This is a genomic window from Thermopolyspora sp. NPDC052614, from assembly GCF_040678635.1.
GTDB lineage: Bacteria > Actinomycetota > Actinomycetes > Streptosporangiales > Streptosporangiaceae > Thermopolyspora.
Genome location: NZ_JBFATZ010000004.1, coordinates 176,753 through 202,315 on the forward strand (window position 1 = coordinate 176,753; position 25,563 = coordinate 202,315).

Consider the following 25,563-nt stretch of genomic DNA (forward strand, 5'->3'; position numbering starts at 1 on the left):
ACGACCCGGCGCGCGCCCCCGGCCGCCGCGGCTGCACGCCTGGCGGCCGGGCCGGGAACGGACGTATCGGGCCAGCCGGTCAGGGGTAGTAGCAGCGCAGGTGCGCGGCCACTTCGGCGGCGGCGTCCGCGCCGTACGCGTCGGTGAACCGCTCAAGGAAGACCTTCTGCCCCAGCTCGTACTCCTGGCCGCCGACGTGCTCCAGCACGTGGGTCGCGGTCAGGTTGCCGATCTGCCCGCACCGCTCCAGCGACAGCCCCCAGGACAGACCGGCGAGGAAGCCCGCGCGGAAGGCGTCGCCGACCCCGGTCGGGTCGGCCTTGCGCAGCTCGGGGGCGGGCTGGATGTGCAGCGACGGCTCGCCCTTGACGTCGATCCTGGCGCCCTTGGGCCCGAGCGTGGTGACCCGCACGCCGACGCGGGACAGCACCTCCTCGTCGTCCCAGCCGGTCTTCTGCTCGATCAGCGCCTTCTCGTAGTCGTTGCCGAACAGGTACGCCGCGCCGTCGACGAGCCTGCGGATCTCCGCGCCCTCCATCCGGGCGAGCTGCTGGGAGCAGTCGGCGGCGAACGGGATGCCGCGCTGCCGGCACTCGTCGGTGTGCCGCAGCATCGCCTCGGGGTCGCTCGGGCTCACCACGACCAGGTCGAGCCCGCCCACGCGCTCGGCGATCGGCTGCAGCTCGATGTCGCGGGACTCGGCCATCGCGCCGCTGTAGAACGAGGCGATCTGGTTGTGGTCCTCGTCCGTGGTGCACAGGAACCGGGCCGTGTGCCGCAGCTCCGAGACGTGCACCGAGTCACAGTCGACCCCGTGGCGCTCCAGCCAGGACCGGTAGTCGGCGAAGTCGTCGCCGACCGCGCCGACCAGGATCGGCCGCAGCCCCAGGCAGCCCATGCCGAAGCAGATGTTGGCGGCGACGCCGCCGCGCCGGATCTGCAGATCGTCCACGAGAAAGGACAGCGACACCCGGTCCATCTGCTCGGCGATGAACTGGCTGCCGAAGCGACCGGGAAAGGTCATCAGATGATCGGTCGCGATTGAGCCGGATACGGCGATGCGCACGGGGTCATTCTCCTCGTTGTCAGCAGCGCGAACCGGTCAAGAATACGCGACGACCCCGCCGGCCCGAAGCCGGACGGGGGTCATCGTGATCATTGTCCTGTATGCCGCGTGTTACCGCGTTTTGCCGGTTATCGCCGCGTATCGCCGTGATTCGCCGCGTTGTCGCCTAGTTGAACGAGTCGCCGCAGGCGCACGAACCGGTGGCGTTGGGGTTGTCGATGGTGAACCCCGACTTCTCGATGGTGTCGACGAAGTCGATGGTGGCCCCCATCAGGTACGGGGCGCTCATCCGGTCCGTCACGACGCCCACGCCGCCGAAGTCGGAGACGATGTCGCCGTCCATCTGGCGGTCGTCGAAGAACAACTGGTACCGCAGGCCCGAACAGCCGCCGGGCTGCACGGCGACGCGCAACTGCAGGCCTTCCTCTCCCTGCTGCTCCAGAAGGCTCTTGACCTTGGCCGCAGCGGCGTCGGTCAGGATGATGCCCTGCTGCGTGGTCTCGCCGCTCTTAACGGTCATGTGCTAGCTCCCGCGTCTACGCCGGCCGCCCCGGCGACCGGTTGTCTGTGACGTCCTACCTAGACGCTACCAACACGCGGGGGAGACTACACATTCCACCGTCCACCCCCGAAAAAACAGCCCACCCCGGAATAAACCCGCACAATCCATGTGTCATCATTAGTCGTCAGTTCGACGATAAGTCCGCAAGCGCAAGGGGGTGTGGTCGTGACGACCACCCAGACGCCGGCCACTCAGACTCGGCTGCCGCTCTTCATCCTCGGCCAGGGCGCCGATCCGCACAGCGAGCGCGGGGTGGACTGCCCGGGCGAGTTGCCGCCGGCCTCCGATCCCGCCCTGGTGGAACGCGCGGCCAAGGCCAAGGCCGCGCTCGGCGACCGGCTGTTCGTGCTCGGCCACCACTATCAGCGCGACGAGGTCATCCAGTTCGCCGACGTGACCGGCGACTCGTTCAAGCTGGCCCGCGACGCCGCGGCCCGGCCGCAGGCGGAGTACATCGTCTTCTGCGGCGTGCACTTCATGGCCGAGTCCGCCGACATCCTCACCTCCGACGAGCAGCGGGTCGTGCTGCCCGACCTCGCCGCCGGGTGCTCCATGGCCGACATGGCCACCTTCGACCAGGTCGAGGACGCCTGGGACGTCCTGGCCGACGCGGGCGTCGCCGACGTCACCGTGCCGATCACGTACATGAACTCCTCGGCCGACATCAAGGCCTTCTGCGGCCGGCGGGGCGGCGCCGTGTGCACCTCCTCCAACGCCCGCCGCGCCCTGACCTGGGCCTTCGAGCAGGGCGAGAAGGTGCTGTTCCTGCCCGACCAGCACCTGGGCCGCAACACGGCCGTGCTGGAGCTCGGGCTGTCCCTGGACGACTGCGTGGTCTACAACCCGCACCGGCCGAACGGCGGGCTCACCGAGCGGCAGTTGCGGGACGCCAAGATGATCCTGTGGCGCGGGCACTGCTCGGTCCACGGCCGCTTCACCGCCGAGTCGGTGGACGACGTGCGGGCCCGCATCCCCGGCGTGAACGTCCTGGTGCACCCCGAGTGCCGGCACGAGGTCGTCACCAAGGCCGACCTGATCGGCTCGACCGAGTTCATCATCCGCACGATCGCCGAGGCGCCCGCCGGGTCGGCGTGGGCGATCGGCACCGAGTTGAACCTGGTCAGGCGGCTGGCCGCGACGCACCCGGACAAGTCCATCTCGTTCCTCGACCGGACCGTGTGCTACTGCTCCACGATGAACCGGATCGACCTGCCGCACCTGGTGCACGCCCTGGAGTCGCTCGCCGAGGGCACGGTCGTCAACCAGATCACGGTCGACCCCGACACCACGCACTGGGCCAAGGTCGCCCTCGACCGCATGCTCGCCCTGCCCTGAACCCTGCCCTGAACCCTGCCCTGACCTCCACCCGAGGGGCCCTGGCGGCGGTCAGGGCCCCGTCACCGCTGGCGGGCATACAGCAGGAAGGCGGTCTGGTAGGCGTCGTCGGTGGCGGTGGCGAGCAGCCGCACCACGTTCCCCTTCAGGTCGAACACCACCGCCTCGTAGCCGGGCTGGCCGGATTCGCGCTTGCGCCATCCGGCCAGGTGCTCGTCGTCGTACCAGCCGATGAGCTGCTGGGTGGGGAACGGGATGCGGGCCACCTCGCGGCCGTCGGCCAGCGTCCACACGCAGACCTCCGAGCCGTTCTTCCGGCACAGGCTGAGGAACCGGTCGCCCCGGGGGGCCACGTCGTAGCTGGTGACCGCGAGCGGCGCGCCGACGTCGTCGAGCGTGCGCAGGACGGTGCCGTCGAGGTTGAACAACCGGATCGCGTCGGTGCCGCCGCCGGTCGCCCAGGTGCCCACGGTCTGCCCGTCGCCCGGCCAGAAGTAGGACCACTCGCCCACCTGAGTGTCCTTGACCCGGGAGAACGTCCACTTCCCCGTGGCCGCGTCGATGATGCCGAAACCCCGGGGCGTGCTCTTCTCACCGACCCGCGAATGGACCGTGAGCAGCACCTTGGTCCCGTCGGGTGACCAGACGGGGCTCCAGACGTACTGCGGCGACTTCACCGTGACGACCTTGCGGGATTTGCCGGTGGCGCGGTCGACGATGGAGACGGTGGCGTAACCGTCGGCGTTGAGCTGCACGTCGGGGGCGACCAGCCGGGTCATCCCGGTGTCGTACGCGATCTCGAAGTACTTGCTCGTCTTGCTGAAGCGCTCGCCGTCCCTGAGGTAGACGTTGCGTCCCTCGTCGTAGCGGTAGGAGCTCAGCTTGATCGGATCGTCGGCGTTCTCGTACACGGACATGTCGAGACCGGGCAGATCCACCTTGCCCGTCGGAGTCGGCAGCGGGGTCGAGGTCTGCGCCGGGCTCGACGGCGGGTTCGACGGCGGGGCCGAGGTCCGCGCCGGGTCGCTCTGCGCGACCACCTCCGGGGACGGGCTCTGCGACCCGCCCGACCCGCCGGTCAGTTGTATGGTCAGGAAGATCCCGCCCACCAGCAGGACGACTCCGCCGATCGCGCCCAGCACGACCATCAGGCCCCGGTTGCCGCCGCCGGAGGGCCCGGTCTGCTCCGCCGGTCCCGGCCCCTGCGGGCCTCCGGGTCCCTGCCACGGCCCGGCCGGACCGCCCGGATGGCCTCCCGACCCCGGATACGGCCCGCCCTGGTACCCGCCTTGAGGGTGGCCTTGATAGGGCGCGCCCTGGTAGAAGCCCTGGTGGTGGCCGCCCTGCGGCTGCCCGCCGGGATACGGGTACGGCTGGGACGGCTGAGGCGGCCGGTACGGCCCGGCCGCGGGCGCGGGCGGACGCGCGAAGGTCACCCCCTCGACGTAGGCCGGCCCGTCGGCCGCTCCGCCCTCGGCGCCCCTCCCCTGGTCGCCCTGCCGCGCCCGCACAGGCTCGTGCCGGACGGGCTGCGACGCACCGGACCGAGGCGCACCGGGCTGCGACGCACCGGACTGAGGCGCACCGGGCTGAGGCTCACCGGGCCGCGAGTCCCCGGCCGGGCTGGCCCACTGCGGCGGCAGCGGCTTGTTGCCGGGGATGCTGATCTGGGTGGCGGCCGCGCTGCCCTCGGCGAGGATGGCCTCCGGCGGCGTCGGCGCGGGAGCGTGCCCGAGCAGCCGCATCAGCACCTCGCCCGCGGCCGGGCGCCGTTCGGGGTCCTTGTCGAGGCACTGCGCGACCAGCCCGCGCAGCGGCTCCTGCAGCGCGCTGACGTCGGGCTCCTTGTGCATGATCCGGTTGAAGACCGCGGGCAGGCTGTCGGTGCCGAACGGCGGCTCGCCGGTGGCCGCGAACACCATGGTGCAGCCCCAGGCGAACATGTCCGTCGCGGGCCCCGGCGGATCCCCGGCGAGCTGCTCGGGCGTCATGTACGCGGGCGTGCCGATGACCATGGAGGTCAGCGTCGAGGTGCGGTCGAGCGCCCGCGCGATGCCGAAGTCGATCACCCGCGGCCCGTCGTCCCCGAGCAGCACGTTCGACGGCTTGAAGTCGCGGTGCACGATGCCGGCCTGGTGGATGGCGACCAGCGCGGTGACCGTGCCGATCGCCAGCCGGTGCAGCGAGTTGCCGCTGCGCGGGCCGTCCTCGGTGACGACGGCGTCCAGCGTTGGGCCGTCGATGTACTCGCTGACGATGTACGGCCGCCCGTCGTCGACCGCCGTCTCGATGACCTGCGCCGTGCAGAACGTGGCCACACGCTGGGCGACCGACACCTCGCGGACGAACCGCTCCAGCGCGTCCTCGTCGGTCGCCAGGTCCGCGCGCAGCACCTTGACCGCGACCCGCGTACCGGTCGGCGACGTGCCGAGATAGACCACGCCCTGACCGCCCTCGCCGAGCCGCGCGCTCAGGCGGTACCGCCCCACCCGGTCGGGATCGCCCGGCCGCAGCGGCTCCGGGTTCGGCATGTGCCGCCCTCCCTGTCCTCACCCCGTTTTATGGATGTATTTCACACCATTGTGATGCCGTTGCCACCCGATGTCGCGGGCCACGAGACTCACAGCCCCGGCGCGCCCCACAGCGGGAACCAGCGGCCAAGATCCGGCTCCATCCTCAGTTCGTCCGCCAGGACGCCGCGGATGTGCAGTTCGAGGGCGTTGTCCCGCCGCTGGTCCCCCACCGGGGCGAACGGGTAGAAGGTGCCCTGCTTGTAGAGGTAGACGAGGGCGACCCGGCGGACCCCGCCGGAGTCGTCGGGGTCGCCCGGGTCAGTGGCGAAGGCGACGAGGGAGCACAGCAGGGACGGCCCGAACCCGGCCCCCTCCAGCGAGCTGTTCACCGCGTGCAGATCGGTCACGAGGGCGGCCACGTCGTCGGCCGGGCGGCGGACCACCAGCCAGGTGTAGCCGTAGGAGTCGCGGGTCTGCTCGACCGGCGGGCCGCCGCCGGCGTCCAGCAGGGCCCGGATCTCCTTCTCCAGCGTGGCGAACGCCCCTCCCTCGGCCGAGCGGAAGCACACCGAGCCGACGCCGGTCGGGGCGAGGCCGGTGGCGCTTTGCAGCGTGACGGCGGCGGACGGCAGCGCGAACAGCGCGTCGAGGTCGGGTTTGGCCGGTTTGCTGCGGCCGAGCAGGTTGTCCAGCCAGCCCATGCCGCTCACACCCCCCGGCCCAGCTCGGCGGAGATCCGCCGCAACTGGTCGAGCCGCCGCTCCAGCGGCGGATGCGTGGCGAACAGGGCGGCGAGCCCCACCCCGCCACGACCGCCCGACAACGCGGGCGCGAAGTAGAAGGCGTTGAACGGCTCGGCCTCGCGCAGGTCGCGGGTGGGGATGCGGGCCATCTCCCCGCTGACCTTGACCAGCGCCGAGGCCAGGGCCGACGGGCGTTGGGTGAGCAAAGCGCCCGCGCGGTCGGCCGCCAGCTCCCGGTAGCGGGACAGCGCACGGGTGAGCAGGAAGCTGACGGCGTAGACCAGGGCGGACACGAGCAGGATGATCAAGCCGACGGGCAGCGCGTTCCGGTCGCCCCGGCCGCGGCCGAGGCCGGTGTAGAGGGCGACCCGGGTCATGAGCCCGGCGACGATGCCGAGGAACGAGGCGATCGTCATCACCGCCACGTCCCGGTGGGCGATGTGCGACATCTCGTGGGAGAGCACGCCTTCGAGCTCGGCCGGCTCCAGGCGGCGCAGCAGGCCGGTGGTGACGCACACCACCGACGTCTTCTGGCCCCGGCCGGTCGCGAAGGCGTTGGGCACGTCGGAGTCGGCGACGGCGACCTTGGGCTTGGGCATGTTCGCCAGCGCCGCGAGACGATCGACGACGCCGTGCAGTTCGGGGGCCTCCTGCGGGGACACGACCCGTCCGTGCATCGCGAACAGGGCGATCTTGTCGGACAGGAGGAACTGCACCAGCAGCAGGCCCGCGGCGAACAGCAGCACGACAACCGCGCGGACGCCCAGGGCGATCAGCACGCCCACGAACACGACGTACAACAGCCCGAGCAGGAACATCGTGACCGTCATCCGGGTCGTCAGCCCCCGATCGGCGGCATATCGCGTCCTGGTCATCGCCACCGCCCCCTTACGGATCGCGGCCGTCGACCATGACGGCGCGCGACCTGTCGTGCGTCTCCTTTACCCCGGGATGAGGCCGGAGTCCCCGAGCATGTCGCGCACCTCGTCCATCGAGGCGTCGGCGGGCGGCAGGATCAGCTCCGAGGGCTCCAGCGCGTCGTCCGGCAGCGCCTTGCCGACATGGCGGACCTTGTCCAGCAGGGCGTGCAGCTTGACCCGGAAGACGCCCTCGTCGCCGGACTCGATCGCGGCCTCAAGCTCGCTGTCGAGGGCGTTGAGCACGTCGAGGTCGGCGGGGGCGATCTCGACCTGCCCCTCCCCCATAATCCGGACGATCACAGGCCCTCCCCCGGCTGCCGGTACTGCTGGGTGTGCGGCGCCTGCGGAGGCGGCCCTGCCTGGCCCGTCTGGGCGGCCTGGCTCGGCTGCCCGGTCTGGCCCGGCTGGCCGGCCTCGATCGCCTCGCGCGGCGCGGGGCCCTGGCCGAGCTCGGCCTTCATGCGCTCCAGCTCCAGCTCGACGTCCCGGCCGCCGCCGAGGCGGTCGAGCTCGGCCTGGATGTCGTCGCCGCGGCTGCCGCTGAAGTCGTCGAGCGCGCCGCTGGCGAGCAGCTCGTCGATCGCGCCGGCGCGGGCCTGCATCTGCGCGGTCTTGTCCTCGGCCCGCTGGATCGCCAGGCCCACGTCGCCCATCTCCTCGGAGATGCCGGAGAAGGCCTCGTTGATGCGGGTCTGCGCCTCGGCCGCGGTGTAGGTCGCCTTGATCGTCTCCTTCTTGGTACGGAAGGAGTCCACCTTGGCCTGCAGCCGCTGGCTGGCGAGGGTGAGCTTCTCCTCCTCGGCCTGCAGATTGTCGTGCTGAACCTGCAGCTCGGCCATCTGGCTTTGAATCGCCGAGCGGCGGGTCAGCGCCTCGCGGGCCAGATCCTCGCGGCCGACGCCCAGCGCCTTGCGCCCCTGCTCCTCCAGCTTGTCGGCCTTCTGCTTCAGCCCGTTGATCTGCAGCTCCACCCGCTTACGGGAGGTGGCGACGTCGGCCACGCCCCGCCGTACCTTCTGCAGCAGTTCGAGCTGCCGCTGATAGGAGTAGTCGAGGGTCTCGCGCGGGTCTTCCATCCGGTCCAGGGCCTTGTTGGCCTTGGACTTGAAGATCATTGAAAGTCTCTTCATCACGCTCATGCGCGTCGGCCGTCCCCTTCTATGTTGTGCTGCGCCAATGGTCGCGTTGGTCGCCTCGATCGCCGGCCACCGGCTTCGTGCGCTCGCATCCTCGCTCCCTCGCGTCGGTCACCCATGCCACCGGGTCACCCAGCCCCGAACCCCGAATGAACGACGGAGCCGCCTAGGTTAACCCTACGCATAACGTACGGGGGCGTCACTAAGTTGCGCTCCCGGTACGCTTACGACGTGTTCCGACGCCGTAGTGAAACGCCCGCCGAAGACGCCGCGCAGGCCGTCTCCTCCGAACAGCCTAAGTCCGCGACGCAAGGCAAGGGCCGCCCAACCCCGAAACGGCGGGAGGCCGAGGGACGCCGGCGACAGCCGGTGACCGCCCCCGCCAACCGCAAGGAGGCCTACCGGCAGATGCGCGCCCGGCAGGACGCCGAGCGCCGCCGGGTCCGCGAGGGCATCGCCCGCGGCGACGAGCGGTACATGCCCGCTCGCGACAAGGGCCCGGTGCGCAGGTTCGCCCGCGACTGGGTGGATTCGCGCCGGCTGGTCAGCCAGTACTTCCTGCCGTTCGCCCTGGTCATCCTCCTGGCGACGTGGATCCCGCTGCAGCCCGACGTGCGCGCCTTCGTCTACTTCGCGGTCCTCACGATCGCGTGGCCGCTGATGATGGTGGGCGTGCTGTTCACCTCGATCTGGGTCGCCTGGCGGGTCAAGCGGGTGGCCGCCGAGAAGTTCCCGGACGAGAACCTGCGCGGGGTCGGCTTCTACGCCGCGATGCGCGCCCTGCAGATCCGCCGCCTGCGCTTCCCCCCGCCGACCGTGCTCCCCGGCGGCCGCCCGGTCCCCCAGAAGAAGTAGCCGAACACGTAACGGGCGACGCGTTAGAAGTAGGCGTCAGAAGTAACGGTGGGCGCGTTCGATAGCGTCGCGCGGGGCAGTGCGAAACTGGATCACGCACGGTCAACGCTATCGGACGATGGGATGTGTTCATGGAGTTCCGCCACCTAGGCCGCAGCGGCCTGATGGTCAGCGAGATCAGCTACGGCAACTGGATCACCCACGGCTCCCAGGTGGAGGAGGACGCCGCCGCCGCGTGCGTGCGCACCGCGCTCGACGAGGGCGTGACCACGTTCGACACCGCCGACGCGTACGCGAACACCAGGGCCGAGGAGGTCCTCGGCCGCGCGCTCAAGGGCGTGCGCCGCGAGTCCCTGGAGATCTTCACCAAGGTCTACTGGCCGACCGGGCCGGGGCCGAACGACCGCGGCCTGTCCCGCAAGCACATTTTCGAGTCCATCCACGGCTCGCTGCGGCGGCTGCAGACCGACTACGTCGACCTCTACCAGGCGCACCGCTTCGACTACGAGACGCCGCTGGAGGAGACCCTCAAGGCCTTCGACGACCTGGTACGGCAGGGCAAGGTCCTGTACGTGGGCGTCAGCGAGTGGACCGCCGACCAGATCGCCCAGGCCCTCAAGATCGCCGACAGCATGGGGTTCGACCGCATCGTGTCGAACCAGCCGCAGTACTCGATGCTCTGGCGGGTCATCGAGGGCGAGGTGGTGCCGCTGTGCGAGAAGGAGGGCATCGGCCAGGTCGTCTTCTCACCGATCGCGCAGGGCGTGCTGACCGGCAAGTACCTGCCCGGCCAGCCGCCGCCCGAGGGCTCGCGGGCCACCGACCCGGTCGGGTCCACCTTCGTCTCGCGGAACCTGCGGGAGGACGTGCTCACCCGGGTGCAGGAGCTCAAGCCGATCGCCGCCGACCTCGGCCTGAGCCTCGCCCAGCTCGCGGTGGCCTGGGTGCTGCAGAACCCGAACGTGTCCTCGGCGATCGTCGGGGCCACCAAGCCCGAGCAGGTGCGCGACAACGTCAAGGCGAGCGGCGTACGCCTCGACGCCGAGGTGCTGCGGCGGATCGACGAGGTGCTCGACCCCGTGGTGGAGCGCGACCCCGGCAAGACCCGTGCGATGAGCCCCCGGTCCCGTCCCCAGTAGGGCTCAGCGGGGCCCAGATAGGGCCCGGTAGTGCACAGTAGGGCTCAGGTAGGGCCCAAGTAGGTCCAGCGGGGCTAGGGGGCGCTCACTCCGCCGGGCGCAGTGACATGCCCGAGTACTCGACCCGCTCGTCCTCAAGGAGCGTGACCTGCTCGACCCCCTGGGCGAGCAGGTCGCTCCAGTTCTCGCCGAGCCACGACTCCGCGTCGGCCTGGCTGGAGAACAGCTCGCGGGGCAGCGGGCGGTCGACGACCTCGGCTCCGCGTGCATCCTCGTAACGCCACCGCCAGGCCATGTTCTACGCTCCTTGTCTTGTCACGCCGCGCCTCCTTGCGGGCAGGTGCAGCAGACCCTATCCGACCACAGGCCCGGGGAGGCGGCAGGCATGCGGGTACGGCTCGCCGGGACGGGCGGTCCCGAGGGCTGGCCGGTCCCCGGATGCCGGTGCGCCTCCTGCGGCAGGGTGCCGCCGGGCCACCGCCGCCCCCTGTCGGTCGTCGTCGACGACCGGCTGCGGCTGGGGGCGGTCGGCGGCCGTCCGTCGCCGGGCGAGCCGGTGCGATCCGGCCACGGACACCGGTCGATCGACGCGAGCGAGCCGGGCCACCTGGGCGAATCCGGTGACGACGGCAGGCTTCGCGACGCGGCCGCCCCTCGGCGCGGGGACGAAGTGGGCGCGCCGAGCGGGCGCGACGCGGCGGCCGATGCCTCCCATGCGGTGATCGCCACCGCCGACGGTTGGCTGGTGACAGGACCGGACGGGACGCGACTGCTGCACGCCTTCCCCCTCCCCGACGGCTCCTTTCCCGCGGACTCCGCCCAGAGCGAACCGACCCCTCCCTGCGACCTGGTGCTCATCGACGTGCTCGACCGGCCGGAGCGGCTGGGGGATCTGCGTCGGCGAGGCGTGGCGCACGAGCGGACCGTGCTGGTGGCCGTGGGCATCGACCACCGCGTGCCAAGCGAGGCGGAACTGGCCCGGCGGCTGGCCATGTGGGGTGTGACGTCCGTGCCGGACGAGACCGTGCTTGAGGTGCGCCCTGGCATGGTCGAGATACCGCAGACGACAACGAACAGCGTGGGAACGCCACACACGCGGACCGCCGCCGAGGTGACCCCGCAGGAGCGAGCGGGCAGTCCCGGCACGCCGCACACAGAGGCCACCGAGGTGACGCCACAGGAGCGGGCGGGCAGCCCCGACCGACCGCACACAAAGGCCGCCGCCGAGGTGACCCCGCAGGAGCGGGCGGGCAGTCCCGGCACACTGCACACAAAGGCCGCCGAGGTGACGCCAGAGGAGCGGGCGGGCAGCCCCGGCCCACCGCACACAAAGGCCGCCGCCGAGGTGACCCTGCAGGCGTACACGGGCCGTCCCGACACACCGCACGCACAGACCACCGCTGAGGCGACCCCGCGGGCGTACACGAGCAGTCCCGGCACACCGCGCACACGGGCCGCCGCCATGGTGACGGCGCGGGTGCGGGCGGGCGGCGTCGAGTCGCCCGGAGCATGGCCGAATCCGGTCGGTCACCGGCGTCCGCGCCGGACGCTGCTGCTCGGCGGCAGCGGGTCGGGCAAGTCGGCCGAGGCCGAATTGCGGCTCGCCGGGCTGCCCGAGGTGGTGTACGTCGCGACCGGGCCGTCCGGGGTGGGCGACGCCGAGTGGCAAGCGCGGGTGCGGGCGCACCGGGAGCGGCGTCCGCCGCACTGGCGCACGGTGGAGACCGTGGACGTGGCCGGGATGCTCCGCGACGGCACCGCTGCGCTGCTCGTCGACGGGCTGGGAACCTGGCTCGCGGCGGTGTTCGACGCCTGCGACGCGTGGGAGTCCGCGGCGGGACGGGAAGGCGTCGCGCGGCGCTGCGACGAACTGGTGGACGCCTGGCGGCACACCGCCCACACGGTCGTCGCGGTGTCGGACGAGGTCGGTCTCGGTGTGGTGCCCGCGAGCGCGAGCGGAAGGCGGTTCCGCGACGCGCTCGGGCGTCTCAACCAGCGCTTAGCCGCCGAGTCGGAGGAGGTCGCGCTGGTCGTCGCCGGGCGTCTCCTTCCGCTGCCGACGTGACGGCGAACGCGGGCCGCCCCGCGGACCCTCCGGCCTTCTCCGCGTCCGACGTGGTGGACGGGCTGCGCCTGGCGGTGGGGACGCTGAGCGTGCTGCCGGTGCGGGTGGCACGGGTGGACCGGCGGACCGCCGGCTGGGCGATGACGCTGGCGCCGGCCGTCGGCCTGCTCCTCGGCGGGATCGCCGGGGCGGTCTGCGGGGCCCTTGAAGCGTTCACCGGCGCGGGCGCGCTGCTGTCGTCCGCCCTGGCGATCGGCCTGCTCGCGGTGCTCACGCGGGGCCTGCACCTGGATGGGCTCGCTGACCTGGCGGACGGCCTGGGCAGCGGCAAGCCCGCCGAGCGCGCCCTGGAGATCATGAAACGCTCCGACATCGGCCCGTTCGGGGTGATGACGCTGGTGTTCACGGCCCTGATTCAGGTGGCCGCGCTGGGCCGGGCGGGGCCGCTCGCGCTGGTCATCGCCTGCGTCACCGGCCGCCTCGCGGTCACCTGGGCCTGCCTGCCGACGGTGCCCCCGGCCCGCCCGGAGGGCCTCGGCGCGATGGTCGCGGGCACCGTACGCCCCCGGGCGGCCTGGGCGGCCACCGGCGCGGCGGTGGCGGTCGTCGTGGTCCTGGCCGGAGTCGCCGCGCCGTTCGCCGCCGGGGTTGGGGCGGCAGGCCTGCTCGGGACCGCCGTCCGACACGTGCTCGCGGTCGCGGCGGGCCTGGGCGTGGCCTGGGCGCTGCGGCGGCACGCCGTACGCAGGCTCGGCGGGGTGACCGGGGATGTGCTCGGCGCCCTGGTCGAGGCGTCCGCGACGGCCGCGCTCGTCGTCTGCGCGCTGACCGCCTGACGAGCAGCGCTGCGGCGACAGGCCGTACGCAGGCTCGGCGGGGTGACCGGGGACGTGCTCGGCGCCCTGGTCGAAGCACCCGCGACGGCCGCGCTCGTCGTCTGCGCGCTGACCGCCTGACGAGGCGAGGCCGCCCGCACATTCACGCCATGACAATCACGACATGCCCGGGGCAAGATCAGTGCTTTCGCGAAGGTAGGATGAACCCCTGTTTATGAGTAGGCGCAAAGCAGGGCTAGCATCGGGCTACGTGACCACCGTGAATCTCGACTCGTCCGGCACCGTTCCCGGCGATCTCGCCGCCCTGGTCGTGGGCGTGCACTCCGCATCCGACGGCCCGCTGCCGGCTCCCGGCGCCGAGAGCGCCGACCAGGCCCTGGACGGACGGCTCGCCGCGAGCCTGACCGCGCTGGGCTTCACCGGCAAGGCCGGGGAGATCGCCAAGATCCCCGCACCGGCGTCGTCGCCCGCCCCGCTGATCGTCGCCGTGGGCCTCGGGGACGCGCCCGACGGGGGCGCCTACGACCTGGAGACGCTGCGTCGCGCCGCCGGCGCCGCGACACGCTCCCTGGCGGGCTCCGCCCGCGTGGCGCTCGCCCTGCCGGCCGCCACCGCGGAGCAGGCCGAGGCGGTGGCCCTGGGCGGCCTGCTCGGCGCGTACGCGTTCAACCGGTACCGCACCACCGGCGAGCACAAGGACCCGGTGGGCGAGGTGATCGTGCTGAGCGCCGCGTCCGGGGCCGACGAGGCCACGCGGCGGGCGACCGTGCTCGCCGAGTCGGTCACGCTCGTGCGCGACCTGGTCAACACCCCGCCATCGGACCTGTGGCCCGACCGTTTCGCGCAGATCGCCGCCGAGCGCGGCGCCGATGTCGGGCTCGACGTGGAGGTGCTCGACGAGACCACGCTGAAGGAGGGCGGCTACGGCGGCCTCATCGGGGTCGGGCAGGGCTCGGTCCGCCCGCCGCGCCTGGTCCGGCTCTCCTACCGGCACCCGGAGGCCGCCGCGACGCTCGCGTACGTCGGCAAGGGCATCACCTTCGACTCCGGCGGCCTGTCGCTCAAGCCCGCCGCGTCGATGGACTGGATGAAGTCCGACATGGGCGGCGCGGGCGCGGTGCTGGGCGCGCTGGTCGCCATCGCGAAGCTGGAGCTGAAGGTCAACGTCATCGGCTACCTGTGCCTGGCCGAGAACATGCCGAGCGGCACCGCGCAGCGCCCCTCCGACGTGCTCACCACCTTCGGCGGCAAGACGGTCGAGGTGCTCAACACCGACGCCGAGGGGCGGCTCGTGCTCGCCGACGGCCTGGGCCGGGCGGCGCAGGACGCGCCCGACGTGCTGGTGGACGTGGCCACCCTGACCGGGGCGCAGATCGTCGCGCTCGGCAACCGTACGAGCGGGGTGATGGCGAACGACGACACGCTGCGCGCCGAGGTGGTCGAGGTCGCGAACGCCGCCGGCGAGGCGGCGTGGGGCATGCCGCTGCCGGAGGAGCTGCGCAAGTCGCTGGACTCGGCGGTCGCCGACATCGCCAACGTCCACCCCGACCGGGTGGCGGGCATGCTCGCGGCGGGTGTGTTCCTGCGCGAGTTCGTTCCCGAGGGGCTGCGCTGGGCGCACGTCGACATCGCGGGACCGGCGTTCCACCGGGCCGAGCCGTACGGATACATCCCCAAGGGAGGAACCGGCGTGATCACCCGCACGCTGGTCGGCCTCGCCTCCAGGTACGCGAAGTGACGGTCAAGCCCGTCACAACGCGTGCGCGCAAGTGAAAAGATGCCGTTGGGAGCGGCCGTGACCCGGCCCCCCGACGGCGCACCGACATCCGACAAGGAGCATTTCCGTGGCTGAAGGCAGCGGCCCCTTCGACATCGTGGTCCTGGGGGGCGGCAGCGGCGGCTACGCCTGCGCCCTGCGGGCGGCCGAGCTCGGCAAGAAGGTGGCCCTGATCGAGAAGGACAAGATCGGCGGCACCTGCCTGCATCGGGGCTGCATTCCCACCAAGGCGCTCCTGCACAGCGCCGAGGTCGCCGACGAGACCCGCGAGAGCGAGACCTTCGGGGTCAAGGCCCGCTTCGACGGCATCGACATGCCCGCCGTGCACGCCTTCAAAGAGAAGATCGTCAATCGGGCCTGGAAGGGCGTCACCGGCCTGCTGAAGAGCAAGGGCATCACGATCGTCGAGGGCGCCGGGCGGCTGGCGGGGCCGAACCGGGTGGTGGTCGGCGGCCAGACGCTGGAGGCGAAGAACGTCGTGCTCGCCACCGGGTCGGCGCCCAAGTCGCTGCCCGGGTTGGAGATCGACGGCGAGCGCGTGATCACCAGCGAGCACGCGCTCACCCTCGGCCGGGTGCCGAGCTCGGTGGTGGTGCTCGGCGGCGGCGTCATCGGCGTCGAGTTCGCCAGCGTGTGGCGCTCGTTCGGCGCCGAGGTGACGATCGTCGAGGCGCTGCCGCACCTGCTGCCGCTTGAGGAGGAGTCCAGCTCCAAGCTGCTGGAGCGGGCCTTCCGGCGGCGCGGCATCAAGTACGAGCTGGGCGTGCGCTTCGAGGGCGTGAAGACCACCGACACCGGCGTGGTCGTCACCCTCGAGGGCGGCAAGACGCTCGAGGCGGAGCTGCTGCTGGTCGCCGTCGGGCGCGGCGCGGTCACGGCCGGGCTCGGGTACGAGGAGGCCGGGGTCGTCATCGAGCGCGGCACGGTCACGGTGGACCAGTACTGCCGCACCAGCGTGCCCGGCGTGTACGCGGTCGGCGACCTGATCCCCACCCTGCAGCTCGCGCACGCCGGATTCGCCGAGGGCATCCTCGTCGCCGAGCACATCGCCGGGCGGAACCCGGCGCCGATCGACTACGACGGCGTGCCGCGCATCACCTACTCCGACCCCGAGGTGGCCTCGGTCGGCATCACCTCGGCGACGGCCAGGGAACGCGGCTACAAGATCACCGAGTTCGTGTACGACCTCGGCGGCAACCCCCGCAGCCAGATTCTGCAGACGCAGGGGGCCGTCAAGGTCATCGCGGCCGAGGACGGCCCTGTGCTCGGGGTGCACATGGTCGGCCGCCGCATCGGAGAGCTCGTCACCGAGGGGCAGCTCATCTACAACTGGGAAGCGCTGCCCGCCGAGGTCGCCCAGCTCATCCACGCCCACCCCACCCAGTCGGAGGCTGTCGGCGAGGCCATGCTCGCCCTGGCCGGCAAGCCACTGCACGTGCACAACTGAAAAGTGCCCTCACCACACATGCGATAGAAGGAGCCACAGGACACCATGCCGGTCTCCGTACAGATGCCCCAGCTCGGCGAGAGCGTCACCGAGGGCACCGTCACCCGCTGGCTGAAGAAGGAAGGCGACCGCGTCGAGGCCGACGAACCACTCCTCGAGGTCTCCACCGACAAGGTCGACACCGAGATCCCGTCGCCGTCGTCCGGCGTGCTCACCAAGATCATCGTTGGTGAGGACGAGACGGTCGAGGTCGGCGCGGAGCTCGCCGTCATCGACCAGAGCGGCGCCGCCGCGGCGGCCCCGGCCGCGGCCCCTGCGGCCCCGGCGGCCCAGCCCGAGCCACCGGCGCCGCCCGCCCCGCCCGCGCCGCAGCCGGCTCCGCAGCCCGCCCCGCAGCCGGCTCCCCCACCGGCACCGCCGATCTCCTCGATCCCGCAGCCGGCCGCCCCGCCGCAGTACCAGCCGCCGGCCCCGCCCGCGCCGCAGCCGGTCCCCGAGCAGCGTCCGGCGGCCGAGGCCGCGCCCGCCCCGTCCGGCGAGGCCCCGTACGTCACGCCGCTGGTCCGCAAGCTCGCCGCCGAGCACGGCGTCGACCTTGAGACGCTGACCGGCACCGGCGTCGGCGGCCGCATCCGCAAGCAGGACGTGCTTGAGGCGGCCCGGGCACAGCGCGAGCGCGCCGCCCAGGCGGCCGCGGCGGCCGCCCCCGCCGCCGCTCCGGCCCAGCCCGCCACCCCCGCTGCCCAGCCCTCCGCGGCCGCCCCTGAGCCCGTCGCGGTGGACACCACGCTGCGGGGCCGTACCGAGAAGATGTCGCGCCTGCGGCAGACGATCGCCAAGCGGATGATGGAGTCGCTGCAGGTCTCGGCGCAGCTCACCACGGTGGTCGAGGTCGACGTCACCAAGATCGCGAAGCTCCGGGAGCAGGCCAAGGCCGACTTCCAGCGCCGCGAGGGCGTGAAGCTGTCGTTCCTGCCGTTCTTCGAGATGGCCACGGTCGAGGCGCTCAAGCAGCACCCCAAGCTCAACGCCACGATCAACAACGAGACCGGCGAGGTGACCTACTTCGACGCCGAGCACCTCGGCATCGCGGTGGACACCGAGCGCGGCCTGCTCGTCGCGGTCATCCACAACGCCGGCGACCTCAACCTCGCCGGCCTCGCCCGCAAGACCGCCGACCTGGCCGAGCGCACCCGCACCAACAAGATCAGCCCCGACGAGATCACCGGCGGCACGTTCACGCTGACGAACACCGGCAGCCGCGGCGCCCTGTTCGACACGCCGATCCTCAACCAGCCGCAGGTCGGCATGCTGGGCACCGGCGCGGTCGTCAAGCGCCCGGTCGTGCTCGACACGCCCGACGGCGAGGTGATCGCGGTCCGCTCGATGGTCTACCTGGCGCTCACCTACGACCACCGCCTGGTCGACGGCGCCGACGCGGCCCGCTTCCTCACCACGATCAAGCGTCGCCTCGAGGAGGGCCGCTTCGAGGCCCAACTCGGCCTGGCCTGATCCTGCACGGCCTCGGCCGAACCCGGCTGATCTCCACCCGGATCCTCGGCCGAGGATCCGGCCAGCCTTCGGCCAACGCGGTCGCCGCCTGCGCGAACAGGCGGCGACCGCGAGGTCTCCCCGCGTGATCGACCGGAAGCATCACCGCCCGGGCTAATCACCGTCATCGCCGCCGTTGAGGCGTGTTCCTCCGAGCGGCGGCGGAGATGCGCGCCCGACCCGTGATCGCCAACGCGCCCGTATTCCACTTCCCCACCGGACTTCCCCACCGGCGACCGGCAGGTCCGAGTACCTCGGACCTGATCACCGAGCCCGCCGCCATCGAGGCGACCTCCTGCGAAACGGCGACGCAGACACGCGCCCGACCCCTGATCGCCAACCCGCCCGTACTCCACTACCCCACCGGCGACCGGCAGGCGCGACCGCCCCGGGCCCGATCACCGAGCCCGCCGCCATCAAGGCGACCTCCCGCGAAACGGCGACGCAGACACGCGCCCGACCCCTGATCGCCAACCCGCCCGTACACCACTTCCCCACCGGCGACCGGCAGATGCGTCGCCGGGAAGATGGGTGAGCCGGGAAGATCGGTGGAGTGCGGGTCACAGCCGACCTCGCGCCCGTGGGCGAGGAGGCCACACATGGCTGGCGATCGGGCCGAACAGGCATTTTCTCGTTTCCCTGCGACTCCCCGCGACCAGGCTCCGCGACCTTGACTCGACGCGGGTAAAGTCGGGTGGCATCGCGACGCGGATGTCGGGTGGGCGGCGACCGCCGTACGGTGCGGACGGTCGGCCGCGTTCTAGGAGGCGTGATGAGCAGGCTCGGGCAGTCCCACATCCTCGCCATCGGCGGCGGGTCCTTCCGGCCGTCGCCTCGATACGGCTTCCTGGAGCCGTCGGGGCTGCTGCGGTACGCCCTGGACCTGACCGGGGAGGACCGGCCACGGCTCAGCCTGCTCGCCACGGCCCTCGGCGACGACGCGAACTGGCTGCTGAAGATGTACGGCGCGTTCCGCGACTGGGACGTCGAGGTGAGCCACCTGACGGTCTTCCCGATGCCCAACGTGGACGACCCGCGCGAGTATCTGCTGGAACAGGACGTGATCTACGTCAGCGGCGGCAGCGTTGCCAACCTGATGGCGCTGTGGCGCCTGCACGGCCTGGACGAGGCCCTCGCCGAGGCGTGGCGGGCCGGCGTGGTGCTGACCGGGCAGAGCGCCGGGGCGCTGTGCTGGCACGTGGGCGGCAACACCGACTCCTTCGGCCCGCGCCTGCGGCCCTGGGCCGAGGGCATGGGGCTGCTGCCGTACTCCTGTGGCGTGCACTATAACTCCGACCCGCAGCGGCGGCCCCTGCTGCACGAGTCCATCGCCTCGGGTGAACTGCCCGAGGGGTACGCCGCGGACGAGGGCGTGGGCCTGCACTATGTCGGCACCGAGCTCGTCCAGGCGGTGACCGTCGAGCCGGAGGGCGCGGCGTACAAGATCGAGCGTGACGGCTCCGGCGGCGTCAAGGAGCTTCGCATCGAGCCGCGCCTGCTCGCCTCCTGAACTCCTTCGACCCCGCTCCCGAGGAGATCGGCATGACTGAGCTGGCCATCGTCCGGTTAGGGGTGGATGTCCCCTACGAGCAGGCCTGGAGCCTGCAGCGAAAGGTGCACGCGCGGCGTGTGTCCGGCGAGATCGGCGACACGTGCCTGATGCTGGAGCACGCCCCCGTCTACACCGCGGGCAAACGGACGCGTCCCGAGGAACGGCCCGCCGACGGCGCGCCCGTGATCGACGTCGACCGCGGCGGGAAGATCACCTGGCACGGTCCGGGGCAGCTCGTCGCCTACCCGATCGTCATGCTGGGCCCGTCGCTGGACGTGAACCGGTACGTTCGCCTGCTGGAGGACACGCTCATTCATGTGTGCGCCGACTTCGGCGTGACGGCGGGCCGGGTGCTGGGGCGCGGCGGCGTGTGGGTAACCGGCGACCCCGCCAGCGGCCTGCCGGACCGCAGCCTCGGCGCGATCGGCATCCGCGTGACCGGGGGCGTCACCATGCACGGCTTCGCCCTCAACTGCGCCAACGATCTGAGCTGGTACAACCGCATCGTGCCGTGCGGCATCCGGGACGCGGGGGTCACCTCGCTGTCCGCCGAGACGGGCCGCCGCCTCACCGTGGACGAGGTCATGCCCATCGCCGAGAAGCGCCTCGCCGAGGCCCTGGGCGCCGAGCCGGTCGACATGCAGGAGGAGGACCTCCTCCCCCTGTGACGCATCGCACGCCGTGGCCGCCGGGGGCGGCGGGAGGCAGTGCCGATCTATTCGCTGCACGGGCATATGGTGGGAAGGTGACCGAGCACCGTGGTGCGGACAAGGGGGGCGGTGTGAGCGCGCGGACCACAGACCACGGCGGCGTCTCGCTCGCGACGCCTCCGAAGGAGGTACCGTGAGCGTCTCCCCCGAGGGCCGTAAGCTTCTCCGCCTTGAGGTCCGCAACAGCCAGACCCCCATCGAACGCAAGCCGGAGTGGATCAAGACCCGGCTGCGCAACGGGCCCACCTTCAACGAGATCAGATCCTTGGTGAAGGATCAGGGCCTGCACACCGTCTGCCAGGAGGCGGGCTGCCCCAACATCTCCGAATGCTGGGAGGACCGCGAGGCGACGTTCCTCATCGGCGGCGACCAGTGCACGCGCCGATGTGACTTCTGCCAGATCGACACCGGCAAACCGGCCGAGTACGACACCGACGAGCCCCGGCGGGTGGCCGAGTCCGTACGCCAGATGGGCCTGCGCTACGCCACCGTCACCGGCGTGGCCCGCGACGACCTGCCCGACGGCGGCGCCTGGCTGTACGCCGAGACCGCCCGGCTCATCCACCAGATGGTGCCCGGCTGCGGCGTCGAGCTGCTCGTGCCGGACTTCAACGCCGACCGGGGCCAGCTGGAGGAGGTGTTCTCCAGCCACCCGGAGGTGTTCGCCCACAACATCGAGACCGTGCCGCGCATCTTCCGGCGTATCCGGCCCGCCTTCCGCTACGACCGCTCCCTGGAGGTGCTCAGGATCGCGCACGAGGCGGGCCTGGTCACCAAGTCCAACCTGATCCTGGGCATGGGCGAGGAGCGCGAGGAGGTCGTCCAGGCCATGCGGGATCTACGCGAGGCCGGCTGCGACCTGCTGACCATCACCCAGTATCTGCGGCCGTCCCCCCGGCACCACCCCGTCTCCCGCTGGGTGCACCCGACGGAGTTCGTCGAACTGCAGAAGGAGGCCGAGGAGATGGGCTTCGCCGGTGTCATGTCCGGCCCTCTCGTCCGCTCCTCCTACCGCGCCGGCCGCCTCTACCGCCAGGCCGTCGAGCGCCACGCCATCCAGCCCGCCTGACCCTGCTGGCCTGCCGCATTCCGCGCCCGGCACTCCTTCCGGCTGCTGCCGGGACGCGGAACGGGAAGCCACGCCATACGGCCCGCCCCATGTCACCACGTGGCCCCCTCCGCCGCGGCTTGGGTTGCCGGTTGTCGAGAGCTGAACCCCCAGCCGACCACACACAAGCGCATCAGATCGGGCTTCGTACATCTCCATCGGCTCCGTGCCGGGCTTCGCCACGGGCCCCTCCGCGAGTTTGATCCTGCCCGCCTTTCACGTTCCGCGCCCGGCACTTCTTCCGGCTGCTGCCGGGACGCGGAAGCCGGAATCCGGCGACCCTATATCTCTTCCATCCGGCGTAGCCGAGGTGTCCGAGCGGTCGGAGAGCCGCGCAGCCCGTGCCCGCGTCAGGGCGGCGGCGACCGGTCTCGGCTCGGGGCGCTGGAACCTCCTGACACCGGTATTCGAGGCGGCCCGTTTTCCCGAACACCCCCAGGAATTTGTATCCTTCGGGATATGGCGAAGAAGCCCGCCGACCCCGCGACCAAAGATCGCCCGGGCCGCATCAAGCAACTCCGGATGATCGCTCAGATCATCAAGCAGGCCAACCCCAAGGGCATGCCGATCGTCTATCTGTCGGCACTCGGCACGCTGCTGCTGTGCGTGCTGATCGGTGTGCTCACCGGCTGGCTTGTTTACATGATCATCATTGGGATCATGCTCGCCCTGACCGTGGGGTTGCTGGTGTTCGGCCAGCTCGCACAGCGTGCGCAGCACACGCTGCTGCAGGGCCAGCCGGGTGCCGCCGCCGCCATTCTGCAGAGTATGCGTGGCAACTGGCAGGTGACCCCGGCCGTCGCGGTGAACCGGGACCGTGACGTCGTTCACCGGGTGGTGGGCTATCCGGGCATCATCCTGGTTTCCGAGGGGCCGGGCAACCGTGTGCAGCGCATGCTCGTAGCCGAGAAGAAGCGCGTTCAGCGCGTCGCCTTGGATGTGCCGGTGTACGACATCCAGTGCGGCGACAACGAAGGTCAGATTCCGCTGCGCAAGCTTCAGCGCCACCTGATGAAGCTGCCGCGCAACCTCAAGAAGCCGGCCGTCTCCGAGGTCAATTCCCGTCTACGCGCCCTCCCCCAGACGCTGCCGGTGCCGAAGGGCCCGCTGCCCAAGGGAGCCCGTATTCCCAAGGGCGCGCGCATGCCGAAGGGTCGCTGACCCTCGCCGTCCCGACCGTGAAACGACCACGGAACGACCACCGGCGGCCGAACTCGCGCCGTCACCAAGCGAACGGTGTGACATGACCGAGGAGCCTTCCATCCGGGTGACGCGACGGACGTTGTCCGAAGCGGAGACGTCGAGAGCGAGCCGCCGAGGGTGGGACGCCACCGCGGACGAGTACCAGGCCGAGCACGGGGAGTTCCTGCGCGACGTCGGATTCATCTGGTGCCCCGAAGGGCTCGACGAGGAACGGGCGCGGCTTCTCGGCGACGTTCGCGGCAAGCGGGTGCTGGAGGTCGGCTGCGGGGCGGGACAGTGCGGACGCTGGCTGATCGGCCAGGGCGCACGCGTCGCGGCCTTCGACATCTCCCACCGGCAGTTGCAGCATTCGCGGCGCATCGACGCCGACACCGGCTTGGCGGTGCCCGCCGTCCAGGCCGACGCCGCCCGCATCCCGTTCGCCGCCGAATCCTTCGACCTGGCCTGCTCGGCGTTCGGCGCGCTCCCGTTCGTGGCCGACGCGCGGGCCGTGCTCTCCGAGGTTCGCCGGGTGGTACGCCCGGGCGGCATTTTCGTGTTCGCGGTCAGCCATCCCATCCGGTGGGCGTTCCCGGACGATCCCGGCCCGAACGGCCTCACCGCCGACCGCTCGTACTTCGACCGCTCGCCCTATGTCGAGCTGGACGAGGACGGCACGCCCTCCTATGTGGAGCACCACCGCACCCTCGGCGACTGGGTCGCCGCCATCACCGGCGCGGGCTGGCTGCTCACCGCCCTCCTCGAGCCCGAGTGGCCGGAGGGCCACGACCGCGAGTGGGGAAGCTGGAGCCCGCTGCGCGGACGCCACATCCCGGGCACCGCCATCTTCACCTGCACCCGCCCGTAACCCCTGCACCCGCCCGTAACCGGGGCAGGGATCCGACGGACGTCAGATGCGGATGGCGACGGTTCCGGCGGCCCGGTCGTGAAGGCCGCGCTGGTCGCGGTCGAAGATCAGGGCCGGCACGGCGAGGCACAGCAGGACCGTACGGATCAGGATCGCGACGAAGTACGGCCGCCTGGGCGTCAGCGTGGCCAGCCGGATCCCGAACAGGCGCATTCCGAGCGTGCTGCCGGTGGTGCCCGCGACCAGGATGTACTCGGCGGCGAAGATCGCCATGCCGACCCATGACGCGGTCATGGCGTCGAGGCGAAGCAGTCCCTGCGCGATCGCCCACACGCACAGCAGCCAGTCCACCATGAGCGCGCCGAGCCTGCGGCCGATTCCGGCGACCGAGCCGCTGCCGTGCTCCGGCAGCCCCAGTCGCTCGCCGGGATATGCGGGATATTTGGAATCGGCACCCGCGGCCGGGGTGCCGCTGATCCACGTCTGTGTCCACCGCGGCTGCCTGCTCATGCCCCCAAGGTATCCGCTCCACCCGGCGGGTCGTTCCGCAGGACTCCTGGCACGGCCGCGTGGCGAATCCTGGCGGCATAGGTATAGACCAAGCAGCGGCCGAATCGGCGTCGTACCCCTCGTGACCTGGATCACTCAGGGTCCGAAGTAACGGGATGTGCCACTCCCTTAACATCTGCGAAACAAACGGGACACGGGGTCGAAACGGCAGCGGCCTAGTTTCGAGCCTGCAAGCCCGTGCCCCTTGGAGGTTGGATGTTCAACTCCGCCGACGACGTCCTGAAGTTCATTAGGGACGAAGGGGTGCAGTTCGTCGACGTCAGGTTTACCGACCTGCCGGGGACGACGCACCACTTCACCTTCCCCGCGGAGAACTTCAGCGCCAGCGTCTTCACCGACGGTCTCATGTTCGACGGTTCGTCGATCCGTGGCTTCCAGGCCATCCACGAGTCGGACATGCTGCTGCTGCCCGACCCGACGACGTCTGTGATCGACCCGTTCCGTCAGCACAAGACGCTCAATATCAACTTCTTCGTCCACGACCCGCTCACCGGCGAGGCGTACAGCCGCGACCCGCGCAACGTCGCTCGCAAGGCCGAGGAGTACCTCAAGGGCACGGGCATCGCCGACACGGTCTACTTCGGCCCCGAGGCGGAGTTCTACATCTTCGACGACGTCCGGTTCGAGACCAAGCAGAACGCCGGGTACTACTACATCGACTCGATCGAGGGCGCCTGGAACACCGGCAAGGCCACCGAGGGTGGCAACCTGGGCTACAAGCCGCGCTACAAGGGCGGCTACTTCCCGGTGCCGCCGATGGACCACTTCACCGACCTGCGCTCGCAGATGGTCCGCAACCTCATCGACGCGGGCATCGAGACCGAGATGCAGCACCACGAGGTGGGCACCGCCGGTCAGGCCGAGATCGACTTCAAGTTCGACACGCTGCTGCGTACGGCCGACAAGCTGATGCTGTACAAGTACATCATCAAGAGCACGGCCCTGCAGCACGGCCACACGGTCACGTTCATGCCCAAGCCGATCTTCGGTGACAACGGCTCCGGCATGCACTGCCACCAGTCGCTGTGGAAGGACGGCGAGCCGCTGTTCTACGACGAGGTCGGCTACGCCGGCCTGTCGGACATCGCCCGCTACTACATCGGCGGCCTGCTCAAGCACGCGCCGTCGCTGCTGGCCTTCACCAACCCGACGGTGAACTCCTACCACCGCCTGGTGCCGGGCTACGAGGCCCCGGTCAACCTGGTCTACTCGCAGCGCAACCGCTCGGCGTGCGTCCGCATCCCGATCACCGGGTCGAACCCGAAGGCCAAGCGCATCGAGTTCCGCGTGCCGGACCCGTCCTGCAACCCGTACTTCGCCTTCGCCGCCATGCTCATGGCCGGCATCGACGGCATCAAGAACAAGATCGAGCCGCCGGAGCCGGTGGACAAGGACCTGTACGACCTTCCTCCGGAGGAGGCCCGCAACATCCCGCAGGTTCCGGGCTCGCTCGACGCCGTGCTGACCAACCTGGAGTCCGACCACGACTACCTCCTTGAGGGCGGCGTCTTCACGCCCGACCTCATCGAGACGTGGATCTCCTACAAGCGCGAGAACGAGGTGGACCCGATCCGCCTCCGCCCGCACCCGCACGAGTTCGAGCTCTACTACGACGTATGACGGTGGCG

At 71.1% G+C, this 25,563-nt stretch carries 22 protein-coding genes and 1 pseudogene; 14 read left to right on the plus strand and 9 right to left on the minus strand.

The genetic code is table 11. From position 1 onward, the window contains the following. Positions 1-79: 79 nt before the first annotated feature. Both AB0K60_RS10415 and erpA read right to left on the minus strand, forming a co-directional pair. Complete coding sequence (locus tag AB0K60_RS10415) at positions 80-1,066, minus strand: carbohydrate kinase family protein (RefSeq protein WP_364051091.1); 987 nt, start codon at positions 1,064-1,066, stop codon at positions 80-82. A 166-nt stretch (positions 1,067-1,232) separates the two neighbouring features. Beyond that, positions 1,233-1,586 (minus strand): iron-sulfur cluster insertion protein ErpA, encoded by a 354-nt coding sequence (gene erpA / locus AB0K60_RS10420; RefSeq protein ID WP_364051094.1) that lies wholly within the window; start codon positions 1,584-1,586, stop codon positions 1,233-1,235. A 207-nt stretch (positions 1,587-1,793) separates the two neighbouring features. On the opposite strand from erpA, the gene nadA reads away from it, so the two are divergent. After that, complete coding sequence (gene nadA, locus AB0K60_RS10425) at positions 1,794-2,963, plus strand: quinolinate synthase NadA (RefSeq protein WP_364051097.1); 1,170 nt, start codon at positions 1,794-1,796, stop codon at positions 2,961-2,963. A 62-nt stretch (positions 2,964-3,025) separates the two neighbouring features. Here nadA and AB0K60_RS10430 read toward each other — a convergent pair whose 3' ends face one another. The 5 genes from AB0K60_RS10430 to AB0K60_RS10450 all read right to left on the minus strand — a co-directional run bounded on the left by AB0K60_RS10430 (position 3,026) and on the right by AB0K60_RS10450 (position 8,278). Beyond that, positions 3,026-5,494, minus strand: a complete 2,469-nt coding sequence (locus tag AB0K60_RS10430; protein WP_364051100.1) for a protein kinase — start codon at positions 5,492-5,494, stop codon at positions 3,026-3,028. Between the two features lie 89 nt (positions 5,495-5,583). Further along, a complete protein-coding gene (locus AB0K60_RS10435; protein WP_364051103.1) occupies positions 5,584-6,177 on the minus strand; it encodes a hypothetical protein in 594 nt (197 codons plus the stop codon). Positions 6,178-6,182: 5 nt separating this feature from the next. Next, the gene (htpX, locus tag AB0K60_RS10440) at positions 6,183-7,094 is read right to left on the minus strand and encodes a zinc metalloprotease HtpX (RefSeq protein ID WP_364051106.1); all 912 of its coding nucleotides are present in this window, start codon (positions 7,092-7,094) and stop codon (positions 6,183-6,185) included. A gap of 66 nt (positions 7,095-7,160) precedes the next feature. After that, positions 7,161-7,439, minus strand: a complete 279-nt coding sequence (locus tag AB0K60_RS10445; protein WP_364051109.1) for a hypothetical protein — start codon at positions 7,437-7,439, stop codon at positions 7,161-7,163. Beyond that, the gene (locus AB0K60_RS10450) at positions 7,436-8,278 is read right to left on the minus strand and encodes a PspA/IM30 family protein (RefSeq protein WP_364051112.1); all 843 of its coding nucleotides are present in this window, start codon (positions 8,276-8,278) and stop codon (positions 7,436-7,438) included. The genes AB0K60_RS10445 and AB0K60_RS10450 overlap by 4 nt, the downstream gene beginning before the upstream one ends. A 228-nt stretch (positions 8,279-8,506) precedes the next feature. On the opposite strand from AB0K60_RS10450, the gene AB0K60_RS10455 reads away from it, so the two are divergent. Continuing rightward, a complete protein-coding gene (locus AB0K60_RS10455) occupies positions 8,507-9,130 on the plus strand; it encodes a DUF3043 domain-containing protein (RefSeq protein ID WP_364051115.1) in 624 nt (207 codons plus the stop codon). Between the two features lie 131 nt (positions 9,131-9,261). Then, complete coding sequence (locus AB0K60_RS10460; protein WP_364051118.1) at positions 9,262-10,269, plus strand: aldo/keto reductase family protein; 1,008 nt, start codon at positions 9,262-9,264, stop codon at positions 10,267-10,269. Positions 10,270-10,354: 85 nt separating this feature from the next. On the opposite strand, the gene AB0K60_RS10465 is transcribed toward AB0K60_RS10460, so the two are convergent. Continuing rightward, on the minus strand, positions 10,355-10,564 hold the full coding sequence (locus AB0K60_RS10465; protein ID WP_364051121.1) for a hypothetical protein: 210 nt from the start codon (positions 10,562-10,564) through the stop codon (positions 10,355-10,357). Between the two features lie 90 nt (positions 10,565-10,654). Between AB0K60_RS10465 and AB0K60_RS10470 the strand changes: the two genes are divergently transcribed. The 10 genes and pseudogenes from AB0K60_RS10470 (at position 10,655) to AB0K60_RS10515 (ending at position 23,365) form a co-directional block, all read left to right on the plus strand. After that, positions 10,655-12,334: a bifunctional adenosylcobinamide kinase/adenosylcobinamide-phosphate guanylyltransferase gene (locus AB0K60_RS10470; protein ID WP_364051124.1), complete on the plus strand. Its 1,680-nt coding sequence runs from the start codon at positions 10,655-10,657 to the stop codon at positions 12,332-12,334. Positions 12,335-12,408: 74 nt separating this feature from the next. Further along, positions 12,409-13,290 (plus strand): annotated as a pseudogene (locus AB0K60_RS10475) (adenosylcobinamide-GDP ribazoletransferase). 130 nt (positions 13,291-13,420) lie between these two features. Continuing rightward, a complete protein-coding gene (locus AB0K60_RS10480; RefSeq protein WP_364051127.1) occupies positions 13,421-14,908 on the plus strand; it encodes a leucyl aminopeptidase in 1,488 nt (495 codons plus the stop codon). 106 nt (positions 14,909-15,014) lie between these two features. Then, the gene (gene lpdA, locus AB0K60_RS10485) at positions 15,015-16,394 is read left to right on the plus strand and encodes a dihydrolipoyl dehydrogenase (protein ID WP_364051130.1); all 1,380 of its coding nucleotides are present in this window, start codon (positions 15,015-15,017) and stop codon (positions 16,392-16,394) included. 45 nt (positions 16,395-16,439) lie between these two features. After that, positions 16,440-17,906 carry a 2-oxoglutarate dehydrogenase, E2 component, dihydrolipoamide succinyltransferase gene (gene sucB / locus AB0K60_RS10490; RefSeq protein ID WP_364051133.1) on the plus strand — a complete coding sequence of 489 codons (1,467 nt, stop codon included), beginning with the start codon at positions 16,440-16,442 and terminating at the stop codon, positions 17,904-17,906. Positions 17,907-18,717: 811 nt separating this feature from the next. Then, on the plus strand, positions 18,718-19,455 hold the full coding sequence (locus tag AB0K60_RS10495) for a peptidase E (RefSeq protein ID WP_364051136.1): 738 nt from the start codon (positions 18,718-18,720) through the stop codon (positions 19,453-19,455). A gap of 32 nt (positions 19,456-19,487) precedes the next feature. After that, on the plus strand, positions 19,488-20,165 hold the full coding sequence (gene lipB / locus AB0K60_RS10500) for a lipoyl(octanoyl) transferase LipB (protein WP_364051139.1): 678 nt from the start codon (positions 19,488-19,490) through the stop codon (positions 20,163-20,165). 175 nt (positions 20,166-20,340) lie between these two features. Then, positions 20,341-21,276, plus strand: a complete 936-nt coding sequence (gene lipA / locus AB0K60_RS10505; RefSeq protein WP_364051142.1) for a lipoyl synthase — start codon at positions 20,341-20,343, stop codon at positions 21,274-21,276. 498 nt (positions 21,277-21,774) lie between these two features. Next, on the plus strand, positions 21,775-22,476 hold the full coding sequence (locus AB0K60_RS10510; protein WP_364051145.1) for a DUF4191 domain-containing protein: 702 nt from the start codon (positions 21,775-21,777) through the stop codon (positions 22,474-22,476). Positions 22,477-22,558: 82 nt separating this feature from the next. Then, positions 22,559-23,365 carry a class I SAM-dependent methyltransferase gene (locus tag AB0K60_RS10515; protein WP_364051148.1) on the plus strand — a complete coding sequence of 269 codons (807 nt, stop codon included), beginning with the start codon at positions 22,559-22,561 and terminating at the stop codon, positions 23,363-23,365. A 42-nt stretch (positions 23,366-23,407) separates the two neighbouring features. Here the strand turns inward: AB0K60_RS10515 and AB0K60_RS10520 are convergent, their stop codons facing one another. Beyond that, positions 23,408-23,875, minus strand: coding sequence for an RDD family protein (locus tag AB0K60_RS10520; protein ID WP_364051151.1), 468 nt, complete (start codon positions 23,873-23,875; stop codon positions 23,408-23,410). Between the two features lie 255 nt (positions 23,876-24,130). Here AB0K60_RS10520 and glnA point away from each other — a divergent pair, with 255 nt between their 5' ends. Then, on the plus strand, positions 24,131-25,555 hold the full coding sequence (gene glnA / locus AB0K60_RS10525; RefSeq protein WP_364051154.1) for a type I glutamate--ammonia ligase: 1,425 nt from the start codon (positions 24,131-24,133) through the stop codon (positions 25,553-25,555). The last annotated feature ends 8 nt before the right edge of the window (positions 25,556-25,563 follow it).

Bases quoted from the DNA above. Each gene is read 5' to 3' on its own strand.
- erpA (WP_364051094.1), bottom strand. From the start codon at position 1,586: ATGACCGTTAAGAGCGGCGAGACCACGCAGCAGGGCATCATCCTGACC.
- AB0K60_RS10430 (WP_364051100.1), bottom strand. From the start codon at position 5,494: ATGCCGAACCCGGAGCCGCTGCGGCCGGGCGATCCCGACCGGGTGGGG.
- AB0K60_RS10435 (WP_364051103.1), bottom strand. From the start codon at position 6,177: ATGGGCTGGCTGGACAACCTGCTCGGCCGCAGCAAACCGGCCAAACCC.
- htpX (WP_364051106.1), bottom strand. From the start codon at position 7,094: ATGACCAGGACGCGATATGCCGCCGATCGGGGGCTGACGACCCGGATG.
- AB0K60_RS10450 (WP_364051112.1), bottom strand. From the start codon at position 8,278: ATGAGCGTGATGAAGAGACTTTCAATGATCTTCAAGTCCAAGGCCAAC.
- AB0K60_RS10460 (WP_364051118.1), top strand. From the start codon at position 9,262: ATGGAGTTCCGCCACCTAGGCCGCAGCGGCCTGATGGTCAGCGAGATC.
- AB0K60_RS10465 (WP_364051121.1), bottom strand. From the start codon at position 10,564: ATGGCCTGGCGGTGGCGTTACGAGGATGCACGCGGAGCCGAGGTCGTC.
- AB0K60_RS10470 (WP_364051124.1), top strand. From the start codon at position 10,655: ATGCGGGTACGGCTCGCCGGGACGGGCGGTCCCGAGGGCTGGCCGGTC.
- sucB (WP_364051133.1), top strand. From the start codon at position 16,440: ATGCCGGTCTCCGTACAGATGCCCCAGCTCGGCGAGAGCGTCACCGAG.
- AB0K60_RS10495 (WP_364051136.1), top strand. From the start codon at position 18,718: ATGAGCAGGCTCGGGCAGTCCCACATCCTCGCCATCGGCGGCGGGTCC.
- lipB (WP_364051139.1), top strand. From the start codon at position 19,488: ATGACTGAGCTGGCCATCGTCCGGTTAGGGGTGGATGTCCCCTACGAG.
- AB0K60_RS10510 (WP_364051145.1), top strand. From the start codon at position 21,775: ATGGCGAAGAAGCCCGCCGACCCCGCGACCAAAGATCGCCCGGGCCGC.
- AB0K60_RS10515 (WP_364051148.1), top strand. From the start codon at position 22,559: ATGACCGAGGAGCCTTCCATCCGGGTGACGCGACGGACGTTGTCCGAA.
- AB0K60_RS10520 (WP_364051151.1), bottom strand. From the start codon at position 23,875: ATGAGCAGGCAGCCGCGGTGGACACAGACGTGGATCAGCGGCACCCCG.
- glnA (WP_364051154.1), top strand. From the start codon at position 24,131: ATGTTCAACTCCGCCGACGACGTCCTGAAGTTCATTAGGGACGAAGGG.